The 17075-nt window shown below is 59.4% G+C and carries 15 protein-coding genes; 11 read left to right on the top strand and 4 right to left on the bottom strand.

Features of this window, described 5'->3' with window-relative positions; all coding sequences use genetic code 11:
• Nucleotides 1-133 precede the first annotated feature (133 nt).
• Complete coding sequence (locus tag ACP15O_RS10490; RefSeq protein ID WP_425096048.1) at nucleotides 134-2347, top strand: response regulator; 2214 nt, start codon at nucleotides 134-136, stop codon at nucleotides 2345-2347.
• On the opposite strand, the gene yaaA is transcribed toward ACP15O_RS10490, so the two are convergent.
• The 3 genes from yaaA to ACP15O_RS10475 all read right to left on the bottom strand — a co-directional run bounded on the left by yaaA (nucleotide 2326) and on the right by ACP15O_RS10475 (nucleotide 5526).
• Complete coding sequence (yaaA, locus tag ACP15O_RS10485; RefSeq protein WP_425096047.1) at nucleotides 2326-3099, bottom strand: peroxide stress protein YaaA; 774 nt, start codon at nucleotides 3097-3099, stop codon at nucleotides 2326-2328. The two genes, ACP15O_RS10490 and yaaA, sit on opposite strands and share 22 nt — an antisense overlap.
• Before the next feature lie 28 nt (nucleotides 3100-3127).
• Nucleotides 3128-5167: a DNA helicase RecQ gene (recQ, locus tag ACP15O_RS10480; protein WP_425096046.1), complete on the bottom strand. Its 2040-nt coding sequence runs from the start codon at nucleotides 5165-5167 to the stop codon at nucleotides 3128-3130.
• 71 nt (nucleotides 5168-5238) lie between these two features.
• Nucleotides 5239-5526, bottom strand: a complete 288-nt coding sequence (locus ACP15O_RS10475; RefSeq protein WP_425096045.1) for a YggT family protein — start codon at nucleotides 5524-5526, stop codon at nucleotides 5239-5241.
• A gap of 128 nt (nucleotides 5527-5654) precedes the next feature.
• On the opposite strand from ACP15O_RS10475, the gene ACP15O_RS10470 reads away from it, so the two are divergent.
• The 6 genes from ACP15O_RS10470 to arfB all read left to right on the top strand — a co-directional run bounded on the left by ACP15O_RS10470 (nucleotide 5655) and on the right by arfB (nucleotide 10787).
• Nucleotides 5655-6191: an acyl-CoA thioesterase gene (locus tag ACP15O_RS10470; protein ID WP_425096044.1), complete on the top strand. Its 537-nt coding sequence runs from the start codon at nucleotides 5655-5657 to the stop codon at nucleotides 6189-6191.
• 69 nt (nucleotides 6192-6260) lie between these two features.
• Nucleotides 6261-7631, top strand: coding sequence for an MFS transporter (locus ACP15O_RS10465; RefSeq protein ID WP_425096043.1), 1371 nt, complete (start codon nucleotides 6261-6263; stop codon nucleotides 7629-7631).
• Complete coding sequence (mepA, locus tag ACP15O_RS10460) at nucleotides 7610-8524, top strand: penicillin-insensitive murein endopeptidase (protein ID WP_425096042.1); 915 nt, start codon at nucleotides 7610-7612, stop codon at nucleotides 8522-8524. Before ACP15O_RS10465 ends, mepA begins: the two co-directional genes overlap by 22 nt.
• The gene (locus ACP15O_RS10455; protein WP_425096041.1) at nucleotides 8497-9411 is read left to right on the top strand and encodes an esterase-like activity of phytase family protein; all 915 of its coding nucleotides are present in this window, start codon (nucleotides 8497-8499) and stop codon (nucleotides 9409-9411) included. The genes mepA and ACP15O_RS10455 overlap by 28 nt, the downstream gene beginning before the upstream one ends.
• A gap of 64 nt (nucleotides 9412-9475) precedes the next feature.
• Nucleotides 9476-10111: a queuosine precursor transporter gene (locus ACP15O_RS10450; RefSeq protein ID WP_425096040.1), complete on the top strand. Its 636-nt coding sequence runs from the start codon at nucleotides 9476-9478 to the stop codon at nucleotides 10109-10111.
• Nucleotides 10112-10364: 253 nt separating this feature from the next.
• Entirely contained in the window at nucleotides 10365-10787 is a 423-nt protein-coding gene (gene arfB, locus ACP15O_RS10445) for an alternative ribosome rescue aminoacyl-tRNA hydrolase ArfB (protein WP_425096039.1), read from the top strand.
• Between the two features lie 56 nt (nucleotides 10788-10843).
• Here the strand turns inward: arfB and trhO are convergent, their stop codons facing one another.
• Nucleotides 10844-11758, bottom strand: coding sequence for an oxygen-dependent tRNA uridine(34) hydroxylase TrhO (gene trhO, locus ACP15O_RS10440; RefSeq protein ID WP_425096038.1), 915 nt, complete (start codon nucleotides 11756-11758; stop codon nucleotides 10844-10846).
• 108 nt (nucleotides 11759-11866) lie between these two features.
• On the opposite strand from trhO, the gene pncA reads away from it, so the two are divergent.
• From pncA to ACP15O_RS10420, 4 genes are all read left to right on the top strand, one after another.
• Nucleotides 11867-12469 carry a bifunctional nicotinamidase/pyrazinamidase gene (pncA, locus tag ACP15O_RS10435; RefSeq protein ID WP_425096037.1) on the top strand — a complete coding sequence of 201 codons (603 nt, stop codon included), beginning with the start codon at nucleotides 11867-11869 and terminating at the stop codon, nucleotides 12467-12469.
• Nucleotides 12470-12531: 62 nt separating this feature from the next.
• A complete protein-coding gene (locus ACP15O_RS10430) occupies nucleotides 12532-14736 on the top strand; it encodes a PAS domain-containing hybrid sensor histidine kinase/response regulator (RefSeq protein WP_425096036.1) in 2205 nt (734 codons plus the stop codon).
• Nucleotides 14737-14803: 67 nt separating this feature from the next.
• On the top strand, nucleotides 14804-16093 hold the full coding sequence (pncB, locus tag ACP15O_RS10425) for a nicotinate phosphoribosyltransferase (RefSeq protein WP_425096035.1): 1290 nt from the start codon (nucleotides 14804-14806) through the stop codon (nucleotides 16091-16093).
• A gap of 52 nt (nucleotides 16094-16145) precedes the next feature.
• Nucleotides 16146-17024 carry a LysR family transcriptional regulator gene (locus ACP15O_RS10420; protein ID WP_425096034.1) on the top strand — a complete coding sequence of 293 codons (879 nt, stop codon included), beginning with the start codon at nucleotides 16146-16148 and terminating at the stop codon, nucleotides 17022-17024.
• Nucleotides 17025-17075: the final 51 nt, after the last annotated feature.

The following is a 17075-nucleotide window of genomic DNA, read 5'->3' as shown; positions in this document are numbered from 1 at the left end:
CTGATCGTGGCACGACAGATCGCTAAAAATCAATGGTTTCAGACCCCACTTGCGATCACGTTTTTTAAGCAGATTTTCACGTTCAGCGGCCCAAACTTTGACAGAACGATTCTGCAGATATCCGGTGCCAAAGATGAATCTTGCCCAGAAACTGGCCGAAGAACGGCGCGCCCGATTGGCGGCTGAACGGCTTCTGGAACTCAAACAGGCCGAACTGTTTGCCGCGAACCAGAAACTGGGGCGCCATGCCCGCGCACTATCCGAGGAAATCGTTGAAACGCGCGCACAGGTGGAAACTTTCCGCAACGAAAACCAGCAGGTGAAATCAGACCTGACCGTCGCACATCAGAAAGTTGAAATCGCTGAGCGGCGCCTGTGGCATTCGATTGAAACCATTCAGGACGGCTTTGCCTTCTTCGATGTGGACAGTAAGCTGATCTCGGCAAACCGGGCCTATCTGGCCATTTTCGATGGGCTGGAGGAGATCTCTCCTGGCGTCTCTTACACCCGGATTTTGCAGCTGATGACCGAAGAGGGCATCGTTAACATCGGCGATTACGCAGCCAGCAACTGGCGCGCCATGATGCAAAAACGATGGGAGGCGCCGACGCCGCCGCCCGTGGTGATCCGACTGTGGAATGACACCTATGTTAAGCTGATCGACCAGCGCGGCCATGGTGGGGATGTGGTCAGCCTGGCCTTGGACATCACCGAAACCGTCGGATACGAAAAAGAACTGAAAGAGGCCCGCGCCAAGGCCGAGGCGGCCTCGCGTGCCAAATCCGCGTTCCTGGCCAACATGAGCCACGAAATTCGAACGCCCATGAACGGTGTCGTCGGCATGGCCGAGCTGCTGTCTGACACGCCCCTGTCCAAAGAACAGCAGCTTTATGTGCAGACCATCAAAAACTCGGGCGAGGCGCTGCTGGTCATCATCAACGACGTGCTGGATTACTCGAAAATCGAGGCTAAGAAACTGGTCCTGCACCCCGAACCCTTCGATCTGGAGCGCTGCATCCATGAAATCGTGATGCTGCTGCAACCTCTGGCGCGGGATAAGCAGATCGACCTGCTGGTGGATTACGATCTGTTCCTGCCAACGATGTTTGTCGGCGATCCGGGGCGGATCAGACAGGTCTTAACGAACCTGCTGGGCAACGCGGTGAAATTCACAGAGAAGGGCCATGTTCTGGTCCGCGTGGTCGGGGTGCAGCCCGGCGACAGCCCCGATACGCATATCCATGTCACGATTGAGGACACCGGCATCGGCATTCCGGCCGAAAAAGTCGATCATATTTTCGGTGAATTCAATCAGGTCGAGGATGAACGCAACCGTAAATTCGAAGGCACGGGCCTGGGGCTGGCGATCACTCAGCGCCTGATCACATTGATGGAAGGCAAAATCTGGGTCGATTCCGAAGAGGGCATCGGTTCGAGCTTTGGTTTCCGCATCACCCTGCCCGCGACGGAAACCATTGATGATGTCGCGCCGGTCCTGCCTGAAAAGCTGAAAAAGGCGCTGGTCGTCGATGACCTGTCCGTCAATCGCGAAATCCTGGCCAAACAGATGGCTATTCTGGGCATCGAAACCGAATGCTGTGACAGTGGTATCACGGCGCTAGAGGCGCTGAATGATAGCTTTGATGTGGTCATGACAGACCATAATATGCCCGGAATGGACGGGATTGAGCTGGCCCGAAACATCCGTCGGCGGGGCAGTGAAATCCCCATTCTGCTTTTCAGCTCCAATTCGACCTTCGCCGAGATGGAAGAGGGCAAAGCCTATTTACAGGCGATCATGCAAAAGCCCACGCCGCGGCGCGAATTATTCGCGCGCCTACAGGCGCTTGGCGCGGATATCGAAGCAAACCAGCCCCCCCCTGCCCCGCCGGCACCAGAACCAGAGCCCTCTGCCGGCACCCGTCTGATGCGGGTTCTGGCCGCCGAGGATAACCGGACAAACCGGCTGGTTTTCTCAAAAATGGTCAAAACCGCCGAAATCGACCTGCGCTTTGCCGAAAATGGGCACGAGGCTGTGGAAATCTACAAGGAATTCGACCCCGATGTGGTGTTCATGGACATCTCAATGCCCGGAATGGATGGCAAAGAGGCCACGCGCACCATCCGTCGGCTGGAGGCCGATGGCGAAAAACATGTGCCGATTTTTGCCATGACCGCACATGCCATGGATGGTGATAGCGAGGGGATTTTGGCGGCTGGCCTCGATTTTTATCTTACAAAACCGCTCCGAAAAGGAGAGATCCTGGCCGCCTTGCAAGAGCACTGCCCCGAAGACGCGGCGCCTGCCATGCCGCCCCCTGCGTCTCAGGCGGCATCCGCCACCTGAGCAGGCCGCACGAACACTGGCTTATCGCGATCAGACAGATCCGCGCTGAAACGATATCCTCCGGTATCGAACTCAGCCAGGGCCGACGCATCCGTCAGGCGGCGTTGAATAATGTAGCGGGCCATCGCACCCCGCGCGCGCTTGGCGTAGAAGCTCACGATTTTGGGCGTCCCGGCTTTTTCTTCCATAAAGACGGGGGTAATCACGCGCGGGGTCAGCGCCGACTGATCGACCGCACCGAAATATTCCTGACTGGCGCAATTCACCAGAACATCCGTCCCAATCTCAGTTGCCTGAGCATTCAGGGCCTGCGCAATCGTGTCACCCCAAAATTCATACAGGTTCTTGCCGCGTGGCGTTTTCAGGCGACTGCCCATTTCCAAACGATACGGCTGAATTTCATCCAGAGGGCGCAGCACCCCATAAAGCCCTGAAAGAATTCGGAAATGACGTTGAGCCCACGCCATTTCATCCGCATCCAACGAAGCCGCTTCAAGCCCGACATAGGTATCCCCGGCAAAGGCCAGCGCGGCGGCTTTGCGCTCCATCTGCCCGAAATCACGGAACCGATCATAGTTCAGCTTGGCCAGGTTTTCGCTGATATGCATCAGCTTTTGCAGATCCTCGACAGACAAATCCCGCGCAACGGCCGCCAATTCCTGGGCTCGGTCCGCAAAGATCGGCTGCGTCGGGCGAACACCCTCTGCGGGCTTCATATCCATTTTTTTAGCGGGAGAAACGACAATCAGCATGGCAGCTCCTTTTGGATTTAGAACCCTTCTAACCTGCCGCGCGCAGCACGTCCAGAAAAGCCGCGCCAAACCGATCGGCGCGGCGGTCCCCCAGCAGGCGGGCCATGGCCTGTTCATCCTGAGGGCGCATCTGCGCAACCTTTGCCAACAAAGAGGCCGAGCAGGTCAGCGGTTTGTCCAGCCCGTCCTGCCCGCGGGCCAAATCTGCCTGAACCTCAAGCAATCGGTCAAACAGCCCTCCGGAATCGCGTCCGGCCAGCTTGCGGCGCATCGGGTGGACAGTCTCGGCCGCCCCGGTGATCACCTGAAGGAAGGTGTCGCCGTACCGCTCCAGTTTCTTGGCGCCAACCCCGCTGATCCCGGCCATCTGATCCAGATTTTCGGGCCGTTTTTCGGCCATTTCGATCAGCGTCCGGTCGTTGAAGATCACATAAGCCGGCACCGAGGCCGCCTCGGCCAGGGCGCGCCGTTTCGCCTTGAGCGCGGACAAAAGCGGCGCGTCCTCCTCGGATACCAGCGCCTTGACGGCGGGGCGGCGGGGCGCATCGCGAATGGTATCGCGCCGCAAATCAATCTGCGCCTCGCCGCGCAGGATCGGCAGAGCCGTGTCCGTCATGGTCAGCGCACCGTGGCGTTCGGGGTTGGGTCGGATCAGATCATGCCCCATCATCTGCCGGAAAACGGCCTGCCATTGGCGCTTGTCATAGTCCCGCCCCACCCCGAAAGTGGGCAGGGTATCGTGCCCTTTCTCGCGTACGCGGTCAGTCAGATTGCCCAGCAGAATGTCGATCAGATGCCCCGCGCCGTACCATTCCTCGGTCCGCAGAATCGCGGACAGGGCCATTCTAACAGGTTGAGTTCCATCGAATATTTCAGGTGGCGAGTCACATAGATCGCAATTTCCGCAGGTGACATCCGTTTCCCCGAAATAGGACAACAGAGTCGCCCGGCGGCATTTTAACGCCTCAGCCAGACCCAGCAGCGCATTCAGACGCGCATGATCGGCCGAGCGGCGCTCGGGCGGGGCCAGGCCTTCGTCAATCTGCGCGCGGCGCAGGCGGATGTCATCGGGGCCAAAAAGAGTCAGCGTCTCGGCCGGGGCCCCATCGCGCCCCGCGCGACCGATTTCCTGGTAATAGGCCTCGATGGATTTGGGCAGATCGGCATGGGCAACCCAGCGGATATCGGGCTTATCGACCCCCATCCCAAAAGCCACGGTGGCGACGACAATCAGCCCATCCTCTTGCTGGAAACGGGTCTCGGTCGCGCGGCGGTCATCCGGGTCCATCCCGCCGTGATAGTGGCAGGCCTGAAATCCGGCCTCGTTCAGGGCGCGAGCCAGGCCCTCGGTTTTCGCACGCGTGCCGCAATAAACGATACCGGACTGGCCTTTGCGCGCGGCAGCGAAATTCAGGATCTGCTGACGCGGCGAGTTCTTGGCCGCAAAGGCCAGGTGAATATTCGGCCGGTCAAAACCGCGCAGGAAGGTCTGCGGCGGCTGGCCATCAAAGAGGCGTTCAACGATTTCGGCGCGGGTTTCGGCATCAGCCGTGGCGGTGAAAGCGGCCAAAGGCACCCCTAACGCGCGCCGCAATTCCCCAATCCGCAGATAATCAGGCCGGAAATCATGGCCCCATTGGGACACGCAATGCGCCTCGTCCACGGCGATCATCGACACCCCGATCCGCCGCAACATCCCCAGCGCAGACCCGGCGGACAGACGTTCGGGCGCGATATAGAGCAGCTTCAGACGGCCAGCGTCCAGCGCGTCCCACACCGCGTCGGTTTCCTCGGGCGTGTTGCCCGAGGTCAGCGCCCCGGCCTCGACCCCTGCTTCGCGCAGGGCGCGCACCTGATCCCGCATCAGGGCAATCAACGGTGAAATCACCACCGTGACGCCTTCGCGCATCAGGGCAGGCAGTTGGAAACACAGCGATTTTCCGCCGCCCGTGGGCATGATCGCCAGCACGTTCTGCCCATCGGCAACCGCGGCCACGACATCATCCTGCCCTTCGCGAAACGCGTCAAAGCCGAATACGTCCTTCAGGATGGTCTGGGCGCCTGTCATGTGCCTCTGTCTGCCTATATCTGCTCTGACAGAGGTTTTCCCACACTACGGATAGTGGGGCAAGGGCAGGATCAGTAGAACAAAGCCGCGTTGTTGATCAGGATGATCCGCAGCGCGTAAATCCCCAGCAGCACCACCAGCGGCGCCAGGTCCAGCCCGCCCATGTTCGGCAGAACCCGGCGGATCGGCGCGTAAAGGGGTTCAAGCAAACGGTTCAGCCCGTACCAGATCTGCGCAACGAACTGTTGCCGCAGATTCAGCACCTGGAAGCTGATCAGCCAGCTCATGATGACCTGCGCCAGAATGAAGAACCAGACAACATCCAGGATCAGCATCAGGATTTGAAACAGCGACGTCATAGGCGGGGTCCTCTTGATTGGTTGCTCAACAGGTAAGCACCGGCGCGCCAAAGGGCAAGCGTTTGACGCCGTGTTTGGCTTGACGCGCCCGGATTGCTGGCTCAGGTCGGAAAACAAAGGAGCCGCATATGTACCCTGTCGTCCGTTTTGCCAAGGAATTCATCAAGTTTCGCAACGCCCCCAAACTGCCATTCAACGGCACCCATGTGTCGCATCACATGTGTATGCCCTGGGATATTGACCTGTGGATGGAGCTGAACAACGGCCGCACGCTGACGCTCTATGATTTGGGGCGGATGATTCTGGGGCAACGCGCCGGGCTGCTGGCGGCGCTGCGACGGAACCGCTGGGGCATGACCATGGCGGGGGCCTGCGTGCGGTATCGCCGCCGCATTCGCATGTTCGAAGTGATCGAGATGCGGTCTCGGGCGGTGTGCTGGGATGATCGCTTTATCTATATCGAACAGTCGATGTGGAAAAAGGACGGCGAATGCGCCAACCATATCGTCTATCGCACAGCGATCACGGATCGGAACGGCATCGTTGCGCCGCAGATCGTGGCTCGGGACATCATGGGCGAGGCCCCCGACACCCCCATTCCCGATTGGATCGCCACCTGGATCGCGGCCGAAACCCAACGTCCCTGGCCGCCGATGCAGGATTGACTTGCCAGCGTCACAATTCGCCTGCCATAAGCATATTCAATGGGGATGAATAGTGATTGAGGCAGTTCCATGCGCAAGCGCATCTGGGGATGGTTTTTCTTTGACTGGGCCAGCCAACCGTACCACACGGTTCTGGTGACCTTTGTCTTTGGGCCCTTCTTTGCCGGCATCGCGGCCGAGTATTATATAAATCAAGGCCTTAGCGAAGGTGCCGCCGACGCGCAGGCGCAAAGCCTGTGGTCCATGGGGCTGACATTCTCGGGGCTGATTATCGGCCTGGGCGCGCCTTTGATCGGGGCTTTGGCGGATACGGCGGGCCGGCGGATTCCCTGGATTGTCGGGTTCTCGGTTATGTATTTTCTGGGGGCGGCCGGGCTGTGGCTGGCCAATCCGGATGGCTCGAATATGCTGATGATGCTGGCGCTGTTCGCTTTTGGCTTTATCGGCGCGGAATATGCGCTGATCTTTGTGAATTCCCAATTGCCCGGCCTGGGGAACAAGGACGAGGTGGGGGATATCTCGGGTTCGGGTTTTGCCTTTGGCTATCTGGGCGGGCTGGTCGCGCTGGCCATTTTGCTGGCTTTGTTTGTCGAACAACCCAACGGGAAAACGCTGATCGGGCTGGACCCGGCGCTTGGGCTGAATGCCGACCAGCAAGAGGGCACGCGTTTCGCCGGCCCCTTCACTGCGCTGTGGTATCTGGTGTTCATGATCCCCTATTTCATGTGGGTCAAAGACCCCGGTACCCCCGGCGCCCGCACCAGCCTAAGCACCGCGCTTAGCAAACTGGGGCAATCGGTGCGCGGGCTGAAAAACCGGGTCAGCCTGTCCAGCTATCTGGGATCGTCCATGCTGTATCGGGATGCGCTGAACGGGCTTTACGGCTTTGGCGGCACCTATGCAAAGCTGGTGCTGAACTGGGAGCTGGTCTCGATCGGGGTATTCGGCGTCGTGGGGGGCCTGTCTGCGGCGGTGTTCAGCTGGATTGGCGGCAAGGCCGACCGCGCCTTTGGCCCCAAACCCGTAATCAAATGCGCGATCTGGGTGCTGATCCTGGTCTGCATCACCATCGTCAGCATGGACCGTTCGCAGATTTTCGGCCTGCCGCTGCCCGACGGATCGACTCTGCCCGACAAGGTGTTTTTTGTCTGCGGCGCATTGATCGGCGGCATGGGCGGCGTGTTGCAAGCCGCCAGCCGGTCATTGATGGTGCGCCACACGGATCCGGACAACCCAACCGAGAGCTTCGGGCTTTATGGACTGTCCGGACGCGCCACCGCCTTTATCGCGCCGATGCTGATCGGAACGGTGACGGTGATGACGCAAAGCGCCCGAATTGGCGTTTCCCCGCTGATCGTGCTTTTCCTTCTGGGGTTGATCTTGCTACGCTGGGTCAAACCCGAAGGAGACCGCGCCACATGGTCCGAAACATCCGCCTGATCGCTGCCTGCCTGTTGCTGGCCTCTTGCGCTGCAACGCCGACCCAGGAACGCCAGCTCTCGACGAAACAGGAAATCCCGCATTCCATGCAAGGGATCGCCGCAAAGCAATTGTTCGGCGCGCATGAGCACGGCTCGCATCAACACGCCGAGCCGCATGGCGGCTATGCCAAGGGCTGTCTGGCTGGCGGGGTCGAGCTGCCCGAGACCGGACCGACCTGGCAGGCCATGCGCCTAAGCCGCAACCGCAATTGGGGCTATCCGGAAACGATTGATTTCATTCAGGATCTATCTGCAAAGGCCGCGCAGCAGCCCGGATGGAAAGGGCTCTATATCGGCGACATCAGCCAGCCGCGTGGCGGGCCGATGCTGACCGGCCACCGCAGCCACCAGATCGGGATGGATGTCGATATCTGGATGCTGCCGCCCAAACGCCTGGACCTGAGCCAGGCCGAACGCGAAAGCCTGTCCTCGATTTCCCTGCGCCGCTCGGCCGGGGCCTATGTGAATGAAAACTGGACCCGCGGGCATCATGAGATCCTGAAGGCCGCAGCCCAGGATCCGCGCGTGGCACGGATTTTCGTGTTCCCCGGCGCTAAGGTGAAAATGTGCAACGCGGAAAAAGGCGACAAATCCTGGCTGCGCAAAATCCGGCCCTGGTGGGGGCATCACTATCATTTCCATGTCCGGCTGAATTGCCCGAAGGGCGCGCAGGGCTGCGTGGATCAGGCTCCGCCCCCGCCCGGTGACGGCTGCAAAGACGCCGAGCAATGGGTCTATGACATTCTGCATCCCAAACCGCCCGATCCAAACGCGCCCAAACCCAAGCCGCGCCGTGAACTGACCATGACTGACTTACCCGGCCAATGCGTAAACGTCTTGCAGTCGCCCTAGCGGCGCTGACAGGTCTGATCGTGCTGTTCACCCCCCCGTGGGCCAAAGGGCCCGCGGTGTTTATGGGCACACTGGACCTGCCCTCAAATGGAACCAAACTGGGTGGCTTTTCCGCAATCGAGCTAAGCCCGGACGGCGTGGATTTTCATTTGATCACAGATCGCGGACACCTGCTGCGCGGACGGATCGAGCGCACCGCAGGGAACCTCATCGGCCTGCGGCATGGTCCGGTCCTGCCTCTGCGCGCGCGAAACGGTCAGGTTCTGCGAAAAACCGGCAATGACGCCGAAGGGGCCGCCATTGCCCCGGACGGCACCCTGTTCATCAGCCTGGAGGGCAAACACCGCATCCTGTCCTTTCCCAAAGGGGCCGAGCAGGCCAGCGACCGGCTGGACGCTGCTGAATTTTCCAGGCTGCCCAAGAATGGCGGGCTTGAGTCCCTGGCCATTGCGCGGGATGGCACGTTATACGCCCTGCCCGAACGCACCTGGACACGGCGCCAGAACACGCCGGTCTTTCGGCATGGCCCGGACGGGTGGTCCGCGCTGCCGGGATATACCCGCACGCATGGGTTTGTGCCGGTGGGTGCCGATTTTGGCCCCGATGGGTTGCTCTATATTCTTGAACGTCATTTCAAAGGCTTAGGCTTTGCCAGTCGCGTCCGTTCCTTTCGCGTGACGCCTGCCGGGCTCAGCGATCCGCAGCTGATCCTGCAAACCCCGCAGAGACGTCACGGCAATCTCGAAGGCCTGTCCGTCTGGCGCGATACGCAGGGGCAAATCCGGCTGACCATGGTGTCGGATGACAATTTCCTAAGCCTCTTTCGCAGCCAGATCGTCGAGTATGCCCTGCCGAAACCCCTTGCCAAACAGGGGAATCAGGACTAAACGCCGCCCGTTCCCGATGGTCGGGGACCATGTCGCCGCTACCATGTAAAAACGGATCGAAATCATGAACCGCACCCATATTCCTGGCATTCTTGCCATGGCCGCCGTCGTTGTGGCCTCGAACATCCTTGTTCAGTTCCTGTTCGGCCAATGGCTGACCTGGGGCGCCTTTACCTATCCGATCGCCTTTCTGGTGACCGATGTGATGAACCGCGTCTACGGCGCAGGCCCCGCGCGCAAAGTCGTCGTGGCTGGGTTCGTCGTCGGCGTCATCTGCTCGCTGATCGGCACGCAAATCATGCTGCAAGGCGATGGCTACACCTATCCCGCCGTGACCTTGCGGATCGCCATTGGCTCGGGCCTGGCGTTTCTGACCGCCCAGCTGGTGGACATCGCTGTCTTTAACCGCCTGCGTTCGGGCAGCTGGTGGCGCGCGCCGCTGGCCTCAACCCTGGTGGGCAGCTCGCTGGACACCGCGATCTTCTTCACCATCGCGTTTTCCGCCGGCCTGACCGGGCTGGAGCCAGGCAATGACGTGTCCTGGGCGAACGAGGCCCTGCCCCTGCTGGGCGCCGGTCCCGTGGTGCCGCTGTGGGTTTCGCTGGGCGTGGCCGACTGGCTGGTGAAACTGTCGCTTGCTTTGGTGGCACTTTTGCCTTTCCGCATCATCGTGGGGTCGCTTACCGCCCGCACCACATGATTTTGTTTTGACATACGGCATTTCTGTGCAAACCTGAGGTTATCGAAACATCAGAAAGGAGGTGCTCTTGTGTCTAATGGGATCATGGAGAACGGTAATGGGACAGTTCGAGGAGACACAGCCTAAGGCAGCCCTTAGGCCGCAAACCTTCGAATTGGTGAGCATCTAACCGACGCCACCTCCTTCAATCTCTGAGGGCCGCACCACATCGGGCGGCCCTTTCAGTTTTTTCCACCCCACGCTAAGAACGGCTATGCTCCGCGTCACCGATCAGATCATCATTCAGGACTGGGAACTGACCGAACAGTTCATACGCGCCAGCGGCCCCGGCGGGCAGAACGTCAACAAGGTCAGCACCGCGGTGGAACTCCGGTTCGAGGCCGCCCGCTCCCCTTCTCTCCCCGATCCGGTCAAATCCCGCCTCAAACGCCTCGCCGGCCGCCGCTGGACAAAAGAAGGCGCCCTGATCCTGCAATGCGATGAAACCCGCAGCCAGGCCCGCAACCGCGAAATCGTCCGCCAGCGCCTGGCCGAACTGATCGAAAAAGCCACCCACCGCCCCAAACGCCGCATCCCGACAAAACCCACCAAAGCCAGCCAACGCCGCCGCGTGGACGCCAAAAAACAACGGGGCCAAATCAAGGCCCTGCGCCGCAACGCCCCCGATCAGGACTAACGCCTTCTTTGCTCTGAAAATACTCCGGGGGAGGCCGCAGGCCGGGGGCAGAGCCCCTACACGCCCAGCTCACCGCCCAGATGCGTCTCCCCGCGCGCCTTGGCCAGGGCAATCTGCTTCTGACGCTCCCGGAATCGCGCCTTATCCGCCTCCGAGGTCTCCGCCGTACAATGATGACAGCTCACGCCTTCCTCATATTCCGCGCGTTCCGTATCCTCGGGCAAGATCGGACGGCGGCAGGCATGACACAACAGATGCGGCCCCTCGGCCAACCCGTGCCCCACGGACACCCGCCCGTCAAAAACGAAACATTCCCCTTCCCAGGTGCTCTCCTCGGCCGGAATCTCCTCCAGGTATTTCAGGATACCGCCCTTCAGGTGATAGACCTCCTCGATCCCCAGCCCCAACAGGTAGTTCGTGGATTTCTCACAACGAATACCACCCGTGCAGAACATGGCGATGCGCTTGTTGTGGAACCGCTCTTTGTTTGCCTCCCACCAGGCGGGGAATTCACGGAAACTGGCGGTTTCGGGATCCACCGCGCCCTCGAACGTGCCGATTGCCACCTCATAATCGTTGCGCGTGTCGATCAGCGCCACGTCCGGGCTGAGGATCAGATCGTTCCAATCCTCGGGCTCGACATAATGGCCAACCTTGGCACGCGGGTCCACATCCGGCTGGCCCAGGGTCACGATCTCTTTTTTCAGCTTCACCTTCATCCGGGCAAAGGGCTGTTCGGATGCGGTGCTTTCCTTCCACTCCAGGTCCGCACAGCCGGGCAGCGCGCGGATATGAGCCAGCATGGCGTCGATCCCTTCCCGCGATCCGGCAATGGTGCCGTTGATTCCCTCATGCGCCAGCAGCAAAGTGCCAGTGACACCTTTGGATTTGGCCAGGTCCAGCAACGGCGTGCGCAATGCGGTATGATCAGCGAACGGCGTAAAGTGATAGAGAGCGCAGACAGTATACATACAAGGCGATTTACGCCTGTTCCGGCCCCTTCGCAAGACGGGCAAAGCGCCACATGATTGACGCAGCGCAGGGCGCGGCTTACCCCTGCTGATCAAAGGAGACCCGCCATGACCCAAGCCTTGATCGTGATCGACGTCCAGAATGATTTCTGCCCCGGCGGCGCCCTGGCCGTGCCCGCAGGCGATGAAATCGTGCCGGGAATCAATGCTTTGATGGACAGTGCCCAGGCCGTGATCCTGACGCAGGACTGGCACCCGAGGGATCACAGCTCTTTTGCCTCGCAGCATCCGGGCGCCGCGCCCTTTGGCATGACACAGATGCCCTATGGGCCTCAGGTCCTGTGGCCCGATCACTGCGTTCAGGGCAGCCAAGGCGCCGCGTTTCACGCGGACCTGAATGTGGACCGGGCCGATATGATCATCCGCAAAGGCTTTCGCCGCGAGATCGACAGCTACTCGGCCTTTTTTGAAAATGACCGCGAAACGCCAACCGGGCTAGAGGGATACCTGCGCACGCGCGGCATTTCCAAGCTGCTGCTGGTGGGACTGGCCACCGATTTTTGCGTGAATTTTACAGCACTTGATGCCGCGCGGCTGGGCTTCTCGGTTGAGCTGCGCCTGGACCTGTGCCGCGCAATTGATCTGGATGGGTCTCTGGATCAGGCTCTGGCAGGTATGAAAGCAGCGAAGATCCGGCTTAGCGGGGTTTGATTTGGAGGTTGTTTACCCTTTCTCGGGAATAATGCGGGTTCATAGTCTGCGATGGACCTTCGATGCCCGATACCACCGTCAACTCTGTTGAGGAATTCGACGCCCGCTATACCAAAGCCGGACGTCTAAAACGCTATGCGCATGGGCGAGTCCGCAGTTTTCTGGCACGGCAGGCGCTAACGCTTACCGGGTCGCTGTTTCTGATCTTTCTGGCGTCGCCGCAGGTCGGGCTGCTGGCCTGTTTCGCAGTGCTGCTGGGGGAAACGGTCGATTGTCTGACGCTGACGCGTGTCTCGTATAAACTGGGCCGCGGGATGTCGCTGCAAAAGGCCTATTGGATCACCACCCTGTCCGGCACATTCCAGGCGGTGACCGTCACCTATGCCGTCACTTTGTCCTGGTTCAACACCCCCCATGTGGGCGGCACGTTCTTCACGCTGGCCTATCTGACGGGCGCTGTCATCAATGCCGGGATCGTGCTGCCCTTTCACCCGGCTGTCACCAAGGCCCGGATCGGGGTTTACACGCTCTGTGTCACCGGTCTGTTTTTGCACCGCGCGATTCTTGAACCCCCGGATCCGTTCAGCGTTATTCTCTATGATCTGCTTGGCATGATGATGATGAGCTACATGGCCTACATTTTCATTGCCTATATGGTGCGCGGTTTCGGCCGTCAGCGCCGCAACAAACGCGAAACCCTGCTACGCACCGAGGCTCTGGCCAACGCCTATTCCGAGCTGCGCGAAAAACAGATAGAATCCAGACGCTTATCCCTGGTTGCGCGTCATGCGATGGACAGTGTAATCATGTCTGATGCCGATGGGCGTATTCTCTGGGTTAACGATACGTTTACCAAGGTCACGGGGTATACCGCCCAAGAGGCCGAGGGCCGCACGCCGGGTGAACTGCTGAATGGACCAGACACCAGCCGGGCGGCCTCGGAGGGGATCGCCATCGCCATTCGCGCCGGCCAGCCGCACCGCACTGAAATCCTGAACTACCGCAAGGACGGGCAGAAAATCTGGGTGGAAACAACGCTGGTTCCGGTGCTGGATGACAAAGACCAGGTGGAAATGGTTGTCGCAATCGAACGTGACATCACCCAGGCCCGCGAACACGCTCAGCAACTGGCCGAGGCCAAGATTGCAGCCGAAGAAGGCGCGCGCGCGAAATCCCGGTTTCTGGCCACCATGAGCCATGAGATTCGCACCCCAATGAACGGCGTGATTGGCATGGCGGATCTGCTATGCGACGCAGATCTGCCGCAGGAATATCTGGGCTATGCCAAAACGATCCGCAACTCGGCCGAGGCGTTGCTGTCAATCCTGAATGACATTCTGGATCTTTCCAAGCTCGAAGCAGGGCGTGTCGAGCTGAACCCCGTCGATTTCGCCCCGGCCGCCTGTTTCGAAGGAGTGACACGCCTGCTGCGACCGCAGGCCAAAACCAAGGATTTGACGCTTGAACTCACCTTTCCGCACCCGCCCGATCTGGTCTGGGGGGATGACACCCGATTGCGACAAGTCCTTTTGAACGTCATCGGAAATGCCATAAAATTTACGGAAAATGGCGGGGTTTTTGTGGATGTTGAGGCTCAGAACTCTCCCACCGGATACCTGCTTCATATACGCATTCGGGATACGGGCATCGGCATTCCCGAGGACCGGCTGGACCATATTTTTGACCCCTTCGCCCAAGCCGATGCCGACACAACACGCCGTTTTGGAGGCACCGGGCTGGGCCTGTCGATTTCTCGCAAACTGATGGAGGCAATGGGCGGTTCAATCTCGGTCAGCTCGGCCCCAGGGCAAGGCTCCTGCTTCTGTCTGGAAATGCCGGTCGAAGCCGCAAGGCTGCTCCCCAAAGCCGGGCACAAAGCCAGAGCCCAGGACCTGACCGCAGGCCTGAAGGTTCTGGTCGCCGAGGACAACAACACCAACAGGCTGATAATTAAGAAGTTTTTTCAAAACGCACCTATTGATCTCCATTTTGCCCACGACGGGGAAGAGGCCGTGCAAAAAACCGCCGAACATAAGCCGGACATTATCTTTATGGACATGTCGATGCCTGTGATGGATGGGCTTGCGGCGACCCGGACGATCAGGGCCAGCAACGGCCCGCAACCGCAAATCGTGGCCTTGACGGCGAATGGATTCGCCAGCGACCGCCGCGCCTGCGTAGAGGCGGGAATGGATGGTTTCCTAACCAAACCCGTCAGAAAAGCCGAACTGCTGCAATGCCTGTCTGCGTTGCGCCCCGCGCTGTAGGTGAAAATACTTGGACCGGAAAATTCATTAACGTATCAACGAGAGGCAGCAAAAAAGGACACGTCTCGTGGATATCGCTACCCGAGTTTGGAACCATAAATGGAAAATTGACCCGATTGTCCGCTCGTTGATCGACACGGATTTTTACAAATTGCTGATGTGCCAATCGGTGTTTCGCAACAAACCCGATACGCAGGTCAGCTTTCGCCTGATCAACCGCAGCAGTTCGATTCGCCTGGCTGAGCTGATCGACGAGGGCGAATTGCGCGAACAACTGGATCACATTCGCTCATTATCCTTGACCCGCGGCGAATCTACCTGGCTGCGCGGCAATACTTTCTACGGAAAACGGCAAATGTTCCGCCCCGACTTTATGGAATGGTTCGAAAATCTGCGCCTGCCCGATTATCACCTGGAAAAACGCGACGGACAATTTGAGCTGACCTTCGAAGGCACCTGGCCCGAGGTGATGCTTTGGGAAATTCCCGCTCTCTCGGTTTTGATGGAATTGCGCGGCCGCGCCGTTCTGCACGAAATGGCCCGGTTCGAATTGCAGGTTCTATATGCCCGCGCAATGACCAAGCTTTGGCAGAAAGTCGAGGCTCTGCGCGAAATACCCCAGCTAAAAATCGCAGATTTCGGGACGCGGCGCCGGCATTCATTTCTGTGGCAGGACTGGTGCGTACAGGCCATGTGCGAGGGATTGGGCAAGGCCTTTGTGGGCACCTCAAACTGCCTGATCGCCAAGAACCGCGATCTTGAGGCAATCGGCACAAACGCCCACGAGTTACCGATGGTCTATGCCGCGCTGGCCGAAAACGACGCAGATCTGGCGCAATCGCCCTATCGGGTTCTGTCCGATTGGCAAGAGGAGCACGAGGGCAATCTGCGGATCATCCTGCCTGACACCTACGGCACCGAGGGTTTTCTGCAACGCGCCCCCGATTGGCTGGCCAGTTGGACCGGCATTCGCATTGACAGCGGCGACCCGGCAAGCGGGGCCGAAACCGCGATCAAATGGTGGCAGGATCGCGGCGAGGATCCAACGCAGAAAATGGTAATTTTCTCTGATGGGCTGGACGTTTCGAAAATCCGGGAATTGCAGGAACAGTTCACGGGCCGCTGCCGAATTTCCTTTGGCTGGGGCACGCTTTTGACCAATGATTTCCGAGGCTTGACAGAAGGCGACGCCCTGGCGCCATTTTCCTTGGTGTGCAAAGCCGTCAGCGCGAATGGGCGCCCCACCGTGAAACTTTCGGACAACCCCAACAAGGCGATGGGCCCGGCCTCGGAGATTCAGCGCTACAAGCGCGTCTTTGATGTGGGCACCCAAGAACGCTTCGAGATCGTGGTATAGCGGGCTTGCAATAGGCATTTTCTATGAAATCTGCTTCTTATAAAAGAAAATCATGATCCAAAAACTGGAAATGCTGATTGCCCTGGCGAAAGAGCGGCACTTTGGGCGCGCGGCAGCCAGTCTGGGCATCACGCAGCCCAGCCTGTCGGCGGGCATCAAACAACTGGAAGAACAGCTGGGCGTCAAACTGGTCCACAGGGGATCGCGCTTTGGCGGGCTGACACCCGAAGGACAACGCGCCCTGGAACTGGCGCGCGAAATCATCCGCGACACCCGCCGTCTTCAGGAAGAGATGCGCGTTTCACGCAAAGGCCTGTCCGGAACCGTGCGCCTGGCGGTGATTCCCACCGCGCTGACCTGGGCCTCGGATCTGGCGACGCGGTTCAATGCCGCCCATCCGGATGTCAGTTTCTCGATTATGTCGCGCAGTTCGACCGATATTCTAAAGATGATCGAAAACCTGGAGGCAGATGCCGGAATCTCATATCTGGATAATGAACGGGGCCGCATGGCTGCGCAGCCGCTCTATCAAGAGCATTACACGCTGGTCTGTCATCGGTCTCATCCGTTGGCCACGCGCAAATCGGTGACATGGGCGGACCTGGCCGGGCTGAAACTGTGCCTGCTGTCCCCGGACATGCAAAATCGCCAGATCATTAACCGCAACTTCGCCGAGTGCGGATTGTCTCCGATTGCCATGATCGAATCGAATTCGACCGTGGTTCTGGTCTCGAACGTGGTAAGCGGCGATTGGGTGACAATTCTGCCGGTGGATCTGGCCAATTTTCTGGCCGCAGGCCAACCGCTGACAACGATCCCGCTGACCGGCGGGGCTCCTGCCCACGGTGTCGGCCTGCTGGCCGCGTATCAAGAGCCTCAGACCCCGCTGCTGAGCGCCCTGTTTGCCCTGACGGCGACGCTTGCAGATTGATAGGCCATTCCTATTGGATAACGGAACTTCAATATTGATTGACAATCAATC

Source organism: Youngimonas ophiurae (nom. illeg.) (assembly GCF_049803795.1).
Classification (GTDB): domain Bacteria; phylum Pseudomonadota; class Alphaproteobacteria; order Rhodobacterales; family Rhodobacteraceae; genus Thalassobius.
Note: the sequence above shows the minus strand (reverse complement) of the source record. Positions and strands in the feature narration are given on the sequence as shown.

What these genes read in the sequence shown, in the direction of transcription:
- recQ (WP_425096046.1), bottom strand. Translation starts at nt 5,167, where the DNA reads ATGACAGGCGCCCAGACCATCCTGAAGGACGTATTCGGCTTTGACGCG.
- ACP15O_RS10465 (WP_425096043.1), top strand. Translation starts at nt 6,261, where the DNA reads ATGCGCAAGCGCATCTGGGGATGGTTTTTCTTTGACTGGGCCAGCCAA.
- yaaA (WP_425096047.1), bottom strand. Translation starts at nt 3,099, where the DNA reads ATGCTGATTGTCGTTTCTCCCGCTAAAAAAATGGATATGAAGCCCGCA.
- ACP15O_RS10420 (WP_425096034.1), top strand. Translation starts at nt 16,146, where the DNA reads ATGATCCAAAAACTGGAAATGCTGATTGCCCTGGCGAAAGAGCGGCAC.
- ACP15O_RS10430 (WP_425096036.1), top strand. Translation starts at nt 12,532, where the DNA reads ATGCCCGATACCACCGTCAACTCTGTTGAGGAATTCGACGCCCGCTAT.
- ACP15O_RS10470 (WP_425096044.1), top strand. Translation starts at nt 5,655, where the DNA reads ATGTACCCTGTCGTCCGTTTTGCCAAGGAATTCATCAAGTTTCGCAAC.
- ACP15O_RS10490 (WP_425096048.1), top strand. Translation starts at nt 134, where the DNA reads ATGAATCTTGCCCAGAAACTGGCCGAAGAACGGCGCGCCCGATTGGCG.
- ACP15O_RS10455 (WP_425096041.1), top strand. Translation starts at nt 8,497, where the DNA reads ATGCGTAAACGTCTTGCAGTCGCCCTAGCGGCGCTGACAGGTCTGATC.
- ACP15O_RS10475 (WP_425096045.1), bottom strand. Translation starts at nt 5,526, where the DNA reads ATGACGTCGCTGTTTCAAATCCTGATGCTGATCCTGGATGTTGTCTGG.
- trhO (WP_425096038.1), bottom strand. Translation starts at nt 11,758, where the DNA reads ATGTATACTGTCTGCGCTCTCTATCACTTTACGCCGTTCGCTGATCAT.
- arfB (WP_425096039.1), top strand. Translation starts at nt 10,365, where the DNA reads ATGCTCCGCGTCACCGATCAGATCATCATTCAGGACTGGGAACTGACC.
- ACP15O_RS10450 (WP_425096040.1), top strand. Translation starts at nt 9,476, where the DNA reads ATGAACCGCACCCATATTCCTGGCATTCTTGCCATGGCCGCCGTCGTT.
- pncA (WP_425096037.1), top strand. Translation starts at nt 11,867, where the DNA reads ATGACCCAAGCCTTGATCGTGATCGACGTCCAGAATGATTTCTGCCCC.
- mepA (WP_425096042.1), top strand. Translation starts at nt 7,610, where the DNA reads ATGGTCCGAAACATCCGCCTGATCGCTGCCTGCCTGTTGCTGGCCTCT.